We start from the raw sequence: 15,775 nt of genomic DNA, 5'->3' as shown, positions 1-15,775 counted from the left end.
CAATTTTTAGGATGATCGGGAAAAAAAGGCCATTTAAATGACCCGCTTTACCCATTCCTGACTGCGAGTGTCGGTATAGCAATCGGTTCAGGGAACAATTAGCGCACGCTGCCGCTGTGGTGGAAAAGGGGAGGTACTTGACTGCAAAGCCACGAAAGAGCATGGCGTCCCAGTGTTTGAAACCTGTGAACGCTGCAGGGAGCATGCTTAACGAAGGGTAACGAAATTGACGGGAATAGTGGTTTTTGGGATATCAATTTCCTGGCCCGGTGGTAACAAAAAACAGAAAACACCAGAACGGCGTTTTACGCTATCTACAGCGTAAATTTCTTGAATCACCCTGTTTTACGACACAAGAATTTACCTTTAATGACACCGTCAAAGAAACGGCCTTTAGATTGCACTGTGAGAAAAGAGTTATAGATGCTTTCTGGAACGCCCACATACTGGAAAGTTGAAGAATTTACGAACCCAATCTCCAGTATCTTTTCTAATGGGTAGTAACCAATAAATTTTATTTTTGATGAAATCATTGCCTGTCGTTGCATTTTTTCTCCTTCAATTTTTTTAATTTTCCTTCTCTGATAATACACTGATATGAAACAAAAGGAGCATAGTTTTGTAAATGTTATGGTTGTTTCAGAGTTTACTGGTTGGATGAAATGATTTTCTTTGTTGCTTTAATTTCCTGAACTGCGAAAAATAGCACGAAAATTCGTTGCTGGATTTTTACGGATTGAAACGGGGTTTCCTTTAAGTGGCTGATAAATATATTCTATTTTATTTTTCGTTATCCAGGGGACGACCGGCAGTATGTTATTGCTAGTGAACAGAACTCATTGATTATGCTGTCTCAGTTTCCATTTCTAAGATTTTGCGAAAAATTAAATGAAAAAATTACTTGCTATTGTTTGTGGGGTGTGTGATTAATGAGGGGTTGGTTAGGTACACAGACCCATTAAAGCGGTTTAGTAAAGCAGTTCTCATCTCAAGCGTTATCCACAGATAATCCTTTCTTTTGAGCCTTCTTATCGTTACTAATTAGATTGTGTTCGAAGCCCTTTTCGCCGTAAGGCTACATAGAATTTAAGGAATTACCTGTGTCTAATAAAATGACTGGTTTAGTAAAATGGTTTAACGAGTCTAAAGGTTTTGGTTTTATTACCCCTGACAATGGTAGTAAAGATGTGTTTGTACACTTCTCTGCTATTCAGAGTGGTGGCTTTAAAACGCTGAATGAAGGCCAAAAAGTTGAGTTCAGCATTACTGCTGGTGCAAAAGGGCCGTCAGCTGAAAACGTTGTAGCTGCCTGATATTTTTCCTGATGTAAACTAATATACGATAGCGAAGACGGTGAATGCCTGAGTAGATATATTAGTTTTTCAGAAACTCAACATCTGTCAACATAAAGCTGAACAGATGTCTGAGTCTAATCATTGGGTAGAACAGTTGAAATGATTATTTTATAAATGTCATTTGTTGTTTTACCTCTGTAGTTTTTCTTGCACGCTTAAGTGCATTCGTAAAAGCTAACAACATCCCAAAAATCGCTGGTGCTATAATATAAAGAAAATTATATTATTTTAGATTCCTCATGTGAACTGATAAGAAATATTTATTTTTTATTGCTTTTAATAGTGAGTTGTAACCTGATACTGAAAACCAAGAGAAACTATTAGTTAAATAGATCTTTTGGATATCACTGCGGTAGTGAGTGTTGTAGCAAATAAAGGCTAACATCATGACCGACCATATTTATTTTAAGTGCCCTTGTTGTCATGGGTCACAGTACAGAACTTCCCATTTTGATGTGACTGAGAAAAATCCCTTTGGTGCAAAGTGTATTTTTTGTAAATCATCAATGATCACACCTGATAACTATGCGCCATATACTTCCAGTAAATCAAATGAACAGGTGTTGCGAAAGTAACATTTGGCTCTGACCTTCCAGTTAAGGCGGCAAGGTTCATTATCATTGCCAGGCACTGGTTTAAGTCCAACAAGGGCCGTCAGTCTGCTACTACCTCATCGAATTGAGCGGGCGACTTTTGAATTTGCAGGAGACGAGGGTTTGATCCTCTATGGTTCCACCATGAATAAAAACCTCGTTCTAACGGGGTTTTGTCATTTCAGGGTTATCTGTGCAACATACAAGTAAGTTGGGCAAAGAATTGTATTTTTTGTTTTGCTATTAACATCATGTCTGATGTGTAACGGTATTACTAATAACCATATAAAGGGCAACGCATTGAGAATCATACAAAACCATATTATGGCCCAGGAAATTGGTGAAACAGTTATCCAGCTACTTGAAAATGGCAAAAGGGTTACGACAGGGAATATCATTGATTTGATCGAACGGAAAAGTCATGCCTTGCACGGTCAAAAGGCCGATGAGATAAGAGAAATATTGATATTTATCAGGAAAAAATCTGTTCTGTAAACGAGTTATAAATCACCTACGGTGCTCACGGATTATGGTTTCTCAATCAAAGACCTACTGAGAGGCATCCAGCCTGGTAGTGCAAAACTCTTCTTTTCTGGCCCACACAATAGAATGGGCCTTTTTCATTACTAAAAGATAGGTTGTGATATCTGGACGGTGTGAGGCAATAATAATTACATATTTGTCGGTTGACATTGAAATCAATTATTTTCTGTAAGCGCTTTTGTGATTAGGGTTGATAGTGCTTCAAGTTGAATAGCAAGCTGAATGCTCAACCAGACATATCCGTGAACGGCGCTTTCAATGATTTCCTCGCCCTCATTGGCGAGTAAAAGACAATGCAACTCTTTAGTAATTTCGAGAAGATGCTCGCTATTTGATGCTATCGGCGTTGGATTTCCTTCATGCAAGGCATGTGCGAGGTTGTTGAGGGTGCTACGGGTCATTTGTTCCATATCTGACAGCGTATGAGTATTCAATATGAGAAATCGACTGCCACGAGATGCCCAGTGGGCATTTATCTGAAATTTTTGCGCCGCTATCATATCGCGGGTTATCGATTGAATATCTTCAAGTAGACTCTTCGCAATCTTTGTTTCTTTATTTACTGGTGTAATAAGGCTGCGCATTTTTACTACATTATTCAGCGCTCGCGTTTGAAGTTTGGCCATTCTCGGGGGCGCAAGAACGTTTCGGGAGACTCCCGCAGTTGTTATTTTTAGATAATCAGAAAGAAAGTCAGCAAGTTGTATACGCCAGTTAATGAATGCTCTTTGGGGAAAAATGCTGGTAAACAACATCGCCAGAATGCATCCTATAATAATGTTGGTGCTTCGCCACAATGCTGTTTGTAAGTCTCCTGCAGGAGCGCTGCTGACAACCGCCAGCGTGATACCAATCAATAATGCGGCATAGGGACGTTTACTCATGGCCAGAAAACCACAAAGGAAAGCTGCGCATCCACACCACAGCATCATCATAGTGAGAGAGTACATTTCAATGTGTAATGCGATGATCCCCAAAATCGCACCCCCTACAGTTCCCGCCATACGTTCAAGTGCCCTGGGTATCACATTGCCCATGTAACTAATTGGTCCCATGACCACAACCAGTGTAATCAGGGGCCAGGAGTGGTCTGGTAAATTCAACATTCTTATCAGTAAGAAAGTTATAACAAATGCTAAAGCAATACGGATCCCATGAACTACACGATAGTTGCGGTAAATCTTAAGTTCTAAAGGACTTATCGGTTTATTCCGTTCAATGGAAAAAATATTGTTTTTCATTGGTTAAAATCTTTAACATAGACAGAATTATAGAGGATGTTCAGATATACACTGAAAAAATAATCTCGTCTTACTTTTTTAACTTATAAAAAAGGAGGGCGATACCTGATATAGGTTATTGTTAATCAATTGCTAATGCAGTAGCGAAAGAAGACGTAATTTTTAATACCCACATTATCTTTGGATTTGCCATTATGGTGGTAAGCGGTTCTACTCATATTGAGTGGCCCCCTGACTTAAATTCAATATGTTGACTTTGACAGATATTAAAACGTTGTGGACTTCCAAAATACTGGTTAGCATGTTTAAAACATTTTTTTTACAGGTTGTTATAAGGCTAAGCAAAACAGGTTAGATGGTGTCTGTGCACGGCTTTATATCAGCAACGGTATCATTATATTTATAACATATGCACTTTGATGAGCTAAGGCCCGGACCAAAGCTCATGAGATATAAGTTCTGGCTACATTAGATGGAAGCAGTACACAACCTATTCATGTGTTATCGAAAAGCAACTACGTAAACAGAAAGTGCAAGTGCGAGAAATATCCAGTATTGAGAATGGTAATGGAAAAGTTTGAGCATAAATATCCTCCACAGATTCGTTTCCTAATTAATGGCAGATTTAAATGTCAACAACAAACAAAAAAGCATGGGCATTGATTGTTTGATTGTTTCATATTGTTTCAGTGATGCGCTATGACGGTGCGTTTGCACCAACAATAGGATTTTTGCATTGTTATGGTGAGCTTAGTGTCAGCCGGGCATTAAGACGCGATCAATCTACTGATAAATATAACCAGGCAGCCATATGCGGCTTTTTCTATCCTGTCTGTTACTCTTTGCCAGCCGCACACCGATACCACAAATCTTGCCCGCCGCCTGAATGCCGCAAAGCACACCGGAAATCTTGCCGTTCCTGCCAAAAGCAAAACAGCCGGAGCTGACGTTGTAATCCTCTCTGACATGCTCGGAAATTTCGTAGTAGAAGCTAAATATTATGCTGAGATGGAGGAAATACGACTCTTCCGTGAGTCAAAATCCCTGAAAACTTAGGGTGATAGATAAAGGTCTTAAGCAGCATGACATAATTTTCGATTTAAGCTATTTAAATTCATTTTTATGATAAGAATCATGTGCGATTTCCCTATAAAACTAAATCTTGCTATGTTTGGTTAATCATGCGTTAATGAATTCTTGGTTTGTAACGAATTTATCTAAAGCAAGTGCTGTAATAATTTTATTTCTTGTTCCTGTTGAGACTTCCTTGCTGGCTTTTCTCTCTGATGATTTTTTCGGACCATTCTGCCCAAGGGCTTACTCAAGAAAGGTAATAATTATGTCTAATAAAATGACTGGCTTAGTTAAATGGTTCAATCCTGAAAAAGGTTTTGGGTTTATCACCCCTAAAGATGGCAGTAAAGATGTGTTTGTACACTTTTCTGCTATCCAGAGTAATGATTTCAAGACGCTGAATGAGAATCAGGAAGTTGAGTTTAGTGTTGAACAGGGACCTAAAGGCCCCTCAGCAGTTAATGTCGTGGCTGTATAAGGTAACTGTTATTACACATCATATTCACTTCAGATGCCCGTGTTGCCACGGATCTCAGTACAGAACGTCGAGCTTTGATGTTACTGAAAAAAATCCTTTCGGAGCAAAATGTATTTTTTGCAAATCGGTAATGATTACATTTGACAATGTTGCGCTATACATTCGTTCTGGTCAGACTTCGTTAGATTTTAGAAAATAAAGTTCAGGTTCCTTATGGAGCCTTTTTTGTATGCTAAACCGTTCATCTTTGTACGAACAATCACGGTATCATTATGAAAAAAGTAATCGTTTTTTTTAACTCAGAACCGGCAGTTGTTGTATCCGTAATGAAGGGAATTACTTCGATAATGCGTGAGTTTCCCAATGGGGAAAAAGCACATCTGTCCGTGATGTCAGCAGGATTTCCATCTCTGACAGGAGACCATAAAATAGTTTATGTTGCCTCTGATCGCGATGTCAGTTCCGAAGAGATTCTCGAGGCAGCATCGAAGCTTTTGAAGTGACATCTGATTGTTTCTTTACCGACCGAGATAGTAGTCCAGTGGTTTGCAGATATTTTGCGCTTTTCTTGTATGAAGATTGTACTGCAACCTCTTGATTATTGAGTCTTTCCATTCTATCTTTTAAACATGTCAGCGCTGTTATAAGTGCTCCACGGGGAATGTTACATACTTGGCGTTGATACGTTAGAGATCAAGAGAGGTAAATAATGAACGTCGAAGAGTTAAAAACAAAAACTGAAGCGGATATTTCTGAATTCATTACAAAAAAAATTGTTGAACTCAAAAAAAAGACAGGCAAAGAAGTTTCCGACATCCAGTTTACTGCTCGTGAAAAAATGACTGGGCTTGAAAGCTATGATATTAAAATTACATTGATCTAATTGTTAAAAGACCCAGCTTGAATGAAAAGCATTATCTTAAAAGGTAATGCTTTTTATTACTGTCAAAAAATTTTGATGTTGTCAAAACCTTCATTTTTAACCATAGAGACAAGGCCTGACTTTTTAATGGGGCCTTTCCGATGCCAGCCCGCGCTATCGGGCTACTGCTGGCTGAGGGCAGGGAATGCACTTGTCGAATATTTCGTGGTCAGTGGGTATCACATCGAGGGGAGTGGGATGACGTAGTAGCCTGCGAATGGGTTAATTATCATTTCGGTCGGGATTGTTAGATAACCCAACTCCTACTTTTACCGCAGCAAACAACATAATGCACAGAGCGGTAATGACGGTAAATACCAATGAAAGGCTGGTAATCATAAATTTTCTTCATTTCAGATGGATTTGATTATTAGACTAAGGCATAAAGGAAAAGTTCAGGGTAAATATCATAGTATTTCCCGGAAAAAATATCGAAGCGGGTGATTGTATACCAGAGCGGGCTGCAGGGAGCCATATCCAAGAGTGGCGGATCAACGGTCTCAACGGCCCCTGTGGCTGCAAATATCTATCTTGGCAAACGTCGTCATCTACCCTGTGATATCCCCCTTTTGGATAAAAAATAGGAAGATAAATTAAATGGTTAAATTTTATCCAAACGTGGTACAGTGAATCTCATTCATCGAAAGGGTAATCATCATGTCTCTCATCGATTACGCAATGAAGTACCTCGGTGGCGTATCGACGACTACTGTCATCTGCCCGGCCTGCGGCTTACGTTCATCCCAATCTGTTTCTAAAATTCGCCTTAAGCAGACAATGCTGTGCCCTGGCTGTAAAACACTGTTTGTTTCACCACGATAACCCTGACACTTAGTTGCACCTAAACCCGGTGTTCTATACTTAAGTCAAATCCCGGCAGCTGTTAAATCCCTGATGCCTTACGCCCATCCTGAGAGAACGTTTCTGAACTGATTTCGCAACTGCTCCTGCATGCTAACTCTGCATCAGAGCAATGCTATGAAAATGAATCCCAGGGCGTGGTTTAACCGCTCCCATATTCCGATGAATGCTACCGAAAGCGTAACGTTTTCGGCGAACGATCCTGCCGGTGAAAGCACTCTGCAGTCAGAACTCTTTTCGACCGCCCAGATGGAACGCTACGGTCAGAAGCTCGCACGGACCCATAAATTATCGCCGGATAAACATCCTTATTATCTTCTAAAAAGACTCGGCGAGAATGAGGCCATCATTACCCAAAGCTGTTATGAGCTTAACGCGGGTAAAAAGACCAGCATCATGCCTGCCGGGGAGTGGTTGCTGGACAATTATTATCTGATTGAGGAACAAATCCGCACTGTCCGCCAGCACTTGCCGAAAAGCTTTGGTAAAGGTCTCCCGTCGCTGATGTCGCCGCTGAATTGCCCACGAATTTACAATATTGCATCAGAGGCCATTGCTCACGGTGACGGGCGCTGGGATGCTGCCAGCCTGACCAGCTATCTCACCGCCTATCAACAGGTGACCCCGCTGACATTAGGTGAAGTCTGGGCGTTACCGGGAATGCTGCGCCTGGCGCTGATTGAAAATCTTCGTCGTATCAGTATCGAAGTGATCAAAGCGCAGCAGGACAGAACGCTGGCTGATATGTGGATAACAAAGATTTTCGGATGTGCAGAGAATGCCCCTGGCGATTTAATCATGGTTGTTGCCGATATGGCACGCTCCCGACCTACGTTAACCAGTGCGTTTGTCGCAGAGCTGGTGCGGCGCCTGCAGGGGCATGGCAATGCGCTGTCGTTACCTCTGACCTGGGTTGATCAGTGCCTTCGGGAACAGGGGATCACCACCGACGTTCTCATACATAATTTCAATCAACAGCTTGCCGCCAGCCAGCTATCTGTCAGTAACAGCATCGCGGGTCTGCGATTACTGAGTGAAACGGATTGGGCTGATTTTGCCGAAACGATAAGTGTCGTCGAACAAGCATTACGCAATGATCCTGCCGGTATCTATCCTCGGATGCACTTCAATACCCGGGATCATTATCGGCACGTTGTTGAGGTCCTGGCCAGAGACAGTGGTCTCAGCGAGCCTGAAGTTGCTGGCAGGGTGCTGACGCTTTCAGGAAACAGTGCTCCCGATACACTGGAATATCATGTTGGTTATTATCTCGCAGGCGAAGGTCGGCAGGCGCTGGAAATTCATCTGTTAGCAGACACCTCAAGGCTCATGCGCTTGCGGCACAGTTTCAACAGAATAACCCTGCTGTCATGGCTTGGAAGCCTGGCGTTGTTGACAACCGCAACGACCGCAGCGATTTTGCACGAAACAGCCATGCAGGGCGCAGGCTGGCTGTTGATCGCGGTGATATTCCCTCTGATTATCGCTGTAACTCAGTTGATGAGCGATTTACTCAGTGACGCCACCACCCGTTTTCGCGTTCCTCGCCCCTTGCCGCGGATGGATTTCTCAACCGGCATTCCCCCTGACAGCGCCACTCTGTTAGTCATCCCCTGCATGCTGACCAGCCACGAAAGTTTCAGCCAACTCCTCACCAGTCTTGAAGTCTGCTGGCTGGGGAATGAAAACGAAAATCTCAGGTTTGCGCTGCTCACTGATTTCGCTGATTCTGCAAATGAACCCTCGCCGGAAAGCCAGATGCTGCTCAGACAGGCGATCGCTGATACGCAGGCGCTGAATCGCCGCTATCCCTCCAGTCGCCCACGTTTTTACCTGCTACACCGCCAGCCTGAATGGAACCCCGCTGAAGGAACGTGGATGGGCTATGAACGCAAGCGGGGAAAGCTGGCGTTACTGAACAGTTGGTTGCGCCATCCAGGGACACAATTCGTCAGCGTTGCAGACATGCCTGCTAACCTTTTACCGGGCCAAATTAAATACGTCATTACCCTGGACAGTGATACGGTGCTGCCGCGCGATACGGCGCACAAACTGGTCGCGACAATGGCGCATCCGCTGAATACGCCAGAGTATGATCCGGTACGCCAGAGGGTTATCAAAGGATTTGGCATTTTACAACCCGGCCTTGCGGAGGAGATACCACGCAACGGTCAGGGACGTTACGCCGCCATGCGCAGCAGCATACCGGGCAATAATCCCTATTCGATGATGTCTTCGGATATCTATCAGGACCTTTTTGGGGAAGGATCGTTCGTGGGCAAAGGGATTTACGATGTTGACATTTTTATGCAGGCCACTGCCAACACCTGCCCGGAAAACCTGGTTCTCAGCCATGATCTACTCGAAGGATGCTATGCACGTTCGGGTCTGCTCAGTGAGGTGTTACTCTATGAACAGTACCCGAATAATTATCTGTCGGATGTTGCACGTCGTTCACGCTGGATCCGGGGTGACTGGCAACTGCTTAACTGGCTGAAACCACGTGTCAGAAGAGCCGATGGAACCCGGGCCAGGAATCCGCTGACCGCGCTTTCTTACTGGAAATTACTCGATAATCTGCGTCGCAGTCTGGTCGCCCCCTCATTACTGGTATTGCTGTTCTTCACCCTGCTAGGGGTACCTAATCCGGTTTACTGGCTGGGCGTACTGTCGCTGATATGGCTGTTGCCAACCATCCTCTGCATCACCCATGACTTTCTGCATAAACCTCTGCGTCGCCGCCTGAAGCCGCATCTGTTACTGGTAGGGGCGGGCGCGCTGAAGCGTTTGTCAGGTATCGGCCTTAATTTTGCGATACTGCCGCACGAAGCCGGATATTCGCTAAAAGCGATCGCCGTGACGTTATGGCGATTGGGGTTCAGCAGGCGTCACCTCAGCCAGTGGGTCAGCCACAGCCAGGACAGCAATCAGGCCGGACCCACTGTCGCGCGTTTTTATCAGGCGATGTGGCTGAATGTTGCATGTGGTGTGATGCTGATAATTCTGACCGGACAATTTGCTCCACAACTGCTGGGGATTGCGTTGCCGATCGGTTTGTTATGGTGTGTGGCACCGCTGCTGATGAGCTGGCTGAGTCGCCAGCCTGCGCGTAAGGTGTTTTCGCCCAATCCGGAACAAAAACAGCTGTTGCGCCAGACAAGCCGTGAAATCTGGGCGTTTTTTGAAACCTTTGCCACAGAAAAGGAGAACTGGCTTCCGCCTGATAATTACCAGGAAATACCGCAGCCGACGGTGGCCCATCGAACTTCTCCTACCAATATTGGCCTTTCCCTCATGGCTAACCTGACGGCATGGGACTTTGGCTACCTGCCCGGCGGGGAAGTGCTCCGGCGCGTATCGCTCACGCTCGACATAATGGATAAAATGGAGCACTACCGGGGCCATCTCTACAACTGGTATGACACTCGTACGCTGGCCCCCCTCAGCCCACGCTATATCTCAAGCGTTGACAGCGGCAACATGGCAGGGCATTTGTTGACACTGCGTGCAGGGCTGTCCGCCATGCGTCATCAGCCAGTTTTAAACCGCCAACAGATACTGGCAGGGCTGAACGATACGCTGGATATTCTGGAAAAACAGTGGGGTCAGAACCCGCCTGACAGCTTGCGGTTGTTGCGAAAACACTGCCTGAGCGCGGTGTCGCTCTCTCCGCAGACATTTTTCAGCGAGCTGAAAAATATGCGCACCCAGTGCAATCACCTGAACACGCTATGCCATCAGGGATCTCCTCTTCAGATGCGTTGGGCAGGACATCTGGAGCATCAACTGGTTCAGCTTTGCCATGAGTGGTCGCTGCTGCTTGGTTGGTTACCTGCATCCTGGAACGAACAGACGCTGCCGACTTTGTGCGAGCTTGCCCGCGCAACATTTACTGGTGTAGGAACCCCCCCGGCGTCAGCGACGGAGCAGGCCCGGATGCGACTCAATATTATCACTGAACTTGAACAACGGCTGGATGAGCATGCCCGGATGGATTTCGCCTTTCTGTACAGCGAAGCAACCAGTCTGCTCAGTGTTGGCTATAACTGTGACACGAATATGCCTGACAAGAGCCACTACGATCTTCTGCCGTCTGAAATCCGCCTGACCAGCTTTCTTGCCATTGCCACTAATCAACTGCCTCTTAAAAGCTGGTACGCGCTGGGGCGACTGTTCACCACCATTGACAATGAAACCGCCCTGATGTCATGGAGCGGGTCAATGTTTGAATACCTGATGCCGAATCTGGTAATGCCCACCTGGCCTGGCAGCCTGCTTGATGAAATGAGTCAGTCGGCGGTTATGCGCCAGATTCATTGGGGGAAAGAACGCGGAGTACCGTGGGGCGTTTCAGAGTCTGGTTATCATGCTTTTGATGTTCAGCATAATTATCAATATCAGGCATTTGGTGTGCCGGGTCTCGGCCTGCGCAGGGGGCTTGCTGATGACATGGTTGTCGCCCCTTACGCCACACTGCTGGCGTTAATGGTCTCGCCACAGAAAGCCTGTGAGAACCTGATCAGGCTGCAAAAAAATGGCGCACATGGTGAATACGGTTTTTATGAAGCGCTGGACTATACTCCCTCACGCCTCGCAACCGGTCAGCTCTATGCGGTGGTTCAGTCCTGGATGGCGCATCACCAGGGCATGGCATTTCAGGCGCTGGCTCATGTGCTACTTGACGCCCCGATGACTGAACGCTTCATGTCCAGTACGGTCTTCCGCTCAGCGAGCCTGCTGTTACAGGAACGCGTGCCGGATGCGGTCGATCTGTACAGTCCGCGCCGTCATTTTGAATCTCATGAGGGCAGGGTCAAACCCGTTCGCTATGAACCCCGTATTTTCTATGGCGTGGACACGCCGGCCCCGGATATTCAACTGCTGTCCAACAACCATTATCATCTGATGTTGACCACGGGCGGCGGCGGCTATAGTCGCTGGAATAATATTGCGCTCACGCGCTGGCGCAGTGATACCACCCGCGATAACTGGGGAGCATTCTGCTATATCCGCGATATACAGACGGGGAATGTGTCGAGCAATACCTGGCAACCGACAGCCCACACCAGCGGGCATGACGAGGAAGTGATATTCACCGATGCGAGTGCTGAATTCAGACGCACTTTCGATGGGCTCAGCGTCAAAACTCAGGTTGTGATCTCCCCGGAGGATGATATTGAGTTGCGACGGCTCACACTGATTCATCGTGGTCGCCAGCCTCGCTCTCTGGAACTGACAACCTATGCCGAAGTAGTACTGGCGCCTGAAGCCAGCGATCTGGCACACCCGGCATTTAGCAATCTGTTTATTCAGACGGAACTGGATCCTGAGCGTGACGCTATTCTTTGCCACCGGCGCCCGCGTTCTCCGGGTGAAGCGAGTCCCTGCCTGTTTCACATGATGGTGGTGCATGGCGATAACCGTCATAACGTTTCGTTTGAAACAGACAGGGCAAAATTTCTTGGTCGTGGCAGAAACCCTGCGGATGCCCAGGCAATAAAGGCAGGCGGGGCGCTCAGCAACACGTCGGGGTCAGTGCTGGATCCGATCCTGGCAATACGCCACACCATCACTCTGCAGCCGGGGCAGCCGGTCACGATTGATATCATTTATGGCATCAGCGAGACCCGCCAGCAGAGCCTGGCGTTGCTGGAAAAATACCGCGATTACCCTATCGCTGATCGCGTCTTTGAACTGGCCTGGTCTCACAGTCTGGTGGTATTACGCCAGATGAACGCCAGTGAAGATGATGCCACTTTGTTTAATCGTCTTGCCAGCGCGGTGCTTTACCCTGTCCAGGAGCTGCGCGCCGAAGGCCAGGCGATCAGCCGCAACCGGCGTGGTCAGTCCGGTCTGTGGGGCTGGGCAATTTCAGGCGATCTGCCGATAGTGTTGCTCAGTATTACCAGCGAGGAAAGTATTGCCTCAGTGACCACACTGATTCAGGCACACCGTTACTGGAGACAGAAAGGACTGGATGTTGATTTGGTTATCCTGAATAACAGTCCCGGCGGCTACCAGCAGGGCTTACAAAATCAGATTATGGACTTAATTTATGCCGGGTCTGAAGCCAGTCTGCTGGACAAAACGGGCGGTATTTTTGTTCGTAATGGCGAGCATCTCTCTGCTGAGGATAAGTTGCTTTTGATGAGCGTGGCCTGTCTTTATCTTGATGACCGCACAGGCAGTATCAATGAGCAGCTTAATCAGCGTACTCACACCCTTAAACCTCAGGCCAGAGCACTCATTCCACGAGCTGTACGCGAGCGTAATCAACATACGGACTGGAGTCCCGATATCAGTCAGTTATGCCATTTCAATGGGTACGGTGGATTTTCTCAGGATGGTCGGGAATATCAGATTGTTCTGCGGGAAGATGCGCAGACACCGGCACCCTGGTCAAATGTACTGGCAAATGCCCGTTTTGGCACTGTGATTTCAGAGGCGGGACAGGCCTACTCCTGGTACGAGAATGCACATGAATACCGGTTGACACCGTGGGAGAACGATCCGGTGAGCGATCGCAGCGGCGAGGCGTTTTATCTGCGCGATGAAGAGAGCGGTGAGTGTTGGTCACCGACGGCTTTACCTGTTCGCGGACATGGTGATTACCTGACCCGCCATGGTTTCGGTTACAGCGTGTTTGCCCATCGAGAGAATGGTATAGACAGCGAGCTGACGGTCCTGGTTGCCGAAGAGGCACCAGTTAAGCTAGCGCTCCTGACGCTCAGTAACTCTTCGGGGCGGACACGCAAACTTTCCGTCACCGGCTATGTGGAGTGGACGCTCGGAGGAACACGAACTCGCTCAGCCCCTCACATTGTGACACATGCGGCCAGACCGCCTGGCGGCTGCGGAGTGCTGGCGAACAACTTTTATGGTGATAACGGTAGCGGTCGTACTGCCTTTTTTGCCGTCAGCGGTAATGACTGTTCGTTGACCGGGGACCGCCGGGAATTTATCGGTCGTAATGGTTCTCTGCACGCCCCGTCGGTCATGAAGCTACGCAGGCTTTCAGGTAAAACGGGCGCCGGTCTGGATCCCTGCGGGGCAGTACAATCGGCGGTTACATTAATTGATGGCGATCAGAGGACGTTTATTTTTATCCTCGGCGCAGAGGAGAATCATATTCGAGCTCAGGAGACGCTTGCCCGTTATATGAATGAGGAGACGGTCCGCCAGGAGCTGAACCGGGTTCACAACCACTGGCACAATGTGCTCGATAAAATCGTGGTTAACACCCCCGACATATCGGTAAATTTACTGGTGAATGGCTGGCTATTGTACCAGACGGTAGCCTGCCGCCTGATGGCTCGCAGCGGTTACTACCAGTCCGGCGGCGCATTTGGTTTTCGCGATCAACTGCAGGATACGCTGGCGCTGAGTCATGCTGATCCGAACCGGATGCGAGAACAGATAATCCTGTGTGCATCACGGCAATTTATTGAGGGTGATGTACAGCACTGGTGGCACCCGCCACACGGCAACGGGGTGCGCACGCGCTGTTCCGATGACTATCTGTGGCTTCCGCTTGCCGTTTGCCACTATGTTGAAACGACGGGGGATATGGATGTACTGGAAACACGTATTCCTTATCTGGAGGGACGTCCGCTTCAGCCTGGTGAAGAGTCTGCCTATGATACGCCGGTGATCAGCGGTACCGAAGAGACACTCTGGTTACACTGCGTCAAAGCCATTAAGTATGGACAACAGTTCGGGGAGCATGGTCTGCCGCTGATGGGAGCGGGTGACTGGAATGACGGCATGAACCGGGTGGGGATCGAAGGCAAGGGTGAAAGCGTCTGGCTGGGCTTCTTTCTGTTCGACATTTTGCAGCGGTTTGCGGCGCTGGCTGATCGCAGGCTGGATGAAAGTGTCGCCTCAATGTGCCGTTCACAGGCTGTGCGCCTGCAAAGTAATCTCGAAGCCCACGCCTGGGATGGTGAATGGTACCGGCGTGGATATTTTGACGATGGTACTCCCCTGGGGTCGAAAGCCTCACAGGACTGCCGGATTGATGCGATTGCCCAGAGCTGGTCAGTATTGTCCGGGGCCGCTAGCCCGGGACGGTGCGCAAAGGCCATGCAGGCGCTGGATAAGCACCTTGTGGATAGCGAGGGGGGACTGATAAAACTATTAACGCCGCCTTTCGATGGGCACGGTCCAAATCCGGGTTACATACAGGGCTACCTGCCTGGTGTGCGGGAAAACGGAGGGCAGTATACACATGGCGCTATCTGGGCTGTAATGGCATTTGCCCGAATGGGGAATGCCGAACGTGCCTGGCAACTCTGGTCCATGCTCAGCCCGATAAATCATACTCTGAATGCGAACTCAGTCGGGATTTATAAAGCCGAGCCTTATGTCATGAGCGCTGATGTTTACAGCGTCGCTCCCCATATCGGACGTGCCGGATGGAGCTGGTATACCGGTTCATCAGGCTGGGCCTGGCGTTTACTTACCGAGGAATTACTGGGGATAAAACGTTCCGGTGCTGACCTGACGGTTCATGCCCGGTTGCCGGATGGGTGGCCGTCTTTTTCTATGACTTATCAATATGGCGAAAGCCATTATCAGATTAGTGTCTCACGCGGCGATGCAGAATATCGCGTTACACTGGATGGTGTTCTCCTCCCTGATGACAGAATACCGCTGCGGGATGATGGACAAAACCATACGGTTGAGATTATTCAGAACTGACACTGAGT

General features: G+C 47.5%; 12 protein-coding genes and 1 pseudogene. 11 read left to right on the top strand and 2 right to left on the bottom strand.

Annotation, left to right across the window (positions count from 1 at the left end; all coding sequences use genetic code 11):
* Positions 1-88 precede the first annotated feature (88 nt).
* Positions 89-196: pseudogene (locus HVZ39_RS15130) on the top strand (antitermination protein); the annotation flags it as partial.
* Positions 197-335: 139 nt separating this feature from the next.
* Here the strand turns inward: HVZ39_RS15130 and HVZ39_RS15125 are convergent.
* Positions 336-548, bottom strand: a complete 213-nt coding sequence (locus HVZ39_RS15125; protein ID WP_016152687.1) for a KTSC domain-containing protein — start codon at positions 546-548, stop codon at positions 336-338.
* Between the two features lie 552 nt (positions 549-1,100).
* Here HVZ39_RS15125 and HVZ39_RS15120 point away from each other — a divergent pair.
* The 3 genes from HVZ39_RS15120 (at position 1,101) to HVZ39_RS15110 (ending at position 2,443) form a co-directional block, all read left to right on the top strand.
* Complete coding sequence (locus tag HVZ39_RS15120; protein ID WP_005127641.1) at positions 1,101-1,313, top strand: cold-shock protein; 213 nt, start codon at positions 1,101-1,103, stop codon at positions 1,311-1,313.
* A gap of 428 nt (positions 1,314-1,741) precedes the next feature.
* Positions 1,742-1,930, top strand: coding sequence for a cold-shock protein (locus HVZ39_RS15115; RefSeq protein ID WP_071600303.1), 189 nt, complete (start codon positions 1,742-1,744; stop codon positions 1,928-1,930).
* A 342-nt stretch (positions 1,931-2,272) separates the two neighbouring features.
* Positions 2,273-2,443 carry a hypothetical protein gene (locus HVZ39_RS15110; protein WP_223307937.1) on the top strand — a complete coding sequence of 57 codons (171 nt, stop codon included), beginning with the start codon at positions 2,273-2,275 and terminating at the stop codon, positions 2,441-2,443.
* 203 nt (positions 2,444-2,646) lie between these two features.
* Here HVZ39_RS15110 and HVZ39_RS15105 read toward each other — a convergent pair whose 3' ends face one another.
* Entirely contained in the window at positions 2,647-3,732 is a 1,086-nt protein-coding gene (locus HVZ39_RS15105) for an FUSC family protein (protein ID WP_181632630.1), read from the bottom strand.
* Positions 3,733-4,509: 777 nt separating this feature from the next.
* Here HVZ39_RS15105 and HVZ39_RS26840 point away from each other — a divergent pair.
* The 7 genes from HVZ39_RS26840 to HVZ39_RS15080 all read left to right on the top strand — a co-directional run bounded on the left by HVZ39_RS26840 (position 4,510) and on the right by HVZ39_RS15080 (position 15,767).
* On the top strand, positions 4,510-4,788 hold the full coding sequence (locus HVZ39_RS26840) for a DUF2514 family protein (RefSeq protein ID WP_220137874.1): 279 nt from the start codon (positions 4,510-4,512) through the stop codon (positions 4,786-4,788).
* 283 nt (positions 4,789-5,071) lie between these two features.
* Positions 5,072-5,284 carry a cold shock protein CspG gene (cspG, locus tag HVZ39_RS15100; protein ID WP_003841958.1) on the top strand — a complete coding sequence of 71 codons (213 nt, stop codon included), beginning with the start codon at positions 5,072-5,074 and terminating at the stop codon, positions 5,282-5,284.
* A gap of 10 nt (positions 5,285-5,294) precedes the next feature.
* Positions 5,295-5,483, top strand: coding sequence for a cold-shock protein (locus HVZ39_RS15095; RefSeq protein ID WP_103766489.1), 189 nt, complete (start codon positions 5,295-5,297; stop codon positions 5,481-5,483).
* Between the two features lie 73 nt (positions 5,484-5,556).
* Positions 5,557-5,787: a hypothetical protein gene (locus HVZ39_RS15090; RefSeq protein ID WP_019076503.1), complete on the top strand. Its 231-nt coding sequence runs from the start codon at positions 5,557-5,559 to the stop codon at positions 5,785-5,787.
* 206 nt (positions 5,788-5,993) lie between these two features.
* Positions 5,994-6,167, top strand: a complete 174-nt coding sequence (locus tag HVZ39_RS15085) for an addiction module toxin, GnsA/GnsB family (RefSeq protein ID WP_016152691.1) — start codon at positions 5,994-5,996, stop codon at positions 6,165-6,167.
* Positions 6,168-6,863: 696 nt separating this feature from the next.
* Positions 6,864-7,028 (top strand): YnfU family zinc-binding protein, encoded by a 165-nt coding sequence (locus HVZ39_RS26450; protein WP_220137857.1) that lies wholly within the window; start codon positions 6,864-6,866, stop codon positions 7,026-7,028.
* 156 nt (positions 7,029-7,184) lie between these two features.
* A complete protein-coding gene (locus HVZ39_RS15080) occupies positions 7,185-15,767 on the top strand; it encodes a glucoamylase family protein (RefSeq protein WP_181632629.1) in 8,583 nt (2,860 codons plus the stop codon).
* The last annotated feature ends 8 nt before the right edge of the window (positions 15,768-15,775 follow it).

The organism is Citrobacter sp. RHB35-C21 (assembly GCF_013816515.1).
GTDB classification, from domain to species: Bacteria; Pseudomonadota; Gammaproteobacteria; order Enterobacterales; family Enterobacteriaceae; genus Citrobacter; species Citrobacter braakii.
This window is presented reverse-complemented; position numbering and strand designations above follow the sequence as displayed.

Coding starts and splice junctions, on each gene's coding strand:
- HVZ39_RS15125 (WP_016152687.1), bottom strand. CDS start 548: ATGCAACGACAGGCAATGATTTCATCAAAAATAAAATTTATTGGTTAC.
- HVZ39_RS15115 (WP_071600303.1), top strand. CDS start 1,742: ATGACCGACCATATTTATTTTAAGTGCCCTTGTTGTCATGGGTCACAG.
- HVZ39_RS15110 (WP_223307937.1), top strand. CDS start 2,273: ATGGCCCAGGAAATTGGTGAAACAGTTATCCAGCTACTTGAAAATGGC.
- HVZ39_RS15105 (WP_181632630.1), bottom strand. CDS start 3,732: ATGAAAAACAATATTTTTTCCATTGAACGGAATAAACCGATAAGTCCT.
- cspG (WP_003841958.1), top strand. CDS start 5,072: ATGTCTAATAAAATGACTGGCTTAGTTAAATGGTTCAATCCTGAAAAA.
- HVZ39_RS15090 (WP_019076503.1), top strand. CDS start 5,557: ATGAAAAAAGTAATCGTTTTTTTTAACTCAGAACCGGCAGTTGTTGTA.
- HVZ39_RS15085 (WP_016152691.1), top strand. CDS start 5,994: ATGAACGTCGAAGAGTTAAAAACAAAAACTGAAGCGGATATTTCTGAA.
- HVZ39_RS26450 (WP_220137857.1), top strand. CDS start 6,864: ATGTCTCTCATCGATTACGCAATGAAGTACCTCGGTGGCGTATCGACG.
- HVZ39_RS15080 (WP_181632629.1), top strand. CDS start 7,185: ATGAAAATGAATCCCAGGGCGTGGTTTAACCGCTCCCATATTCCGATG.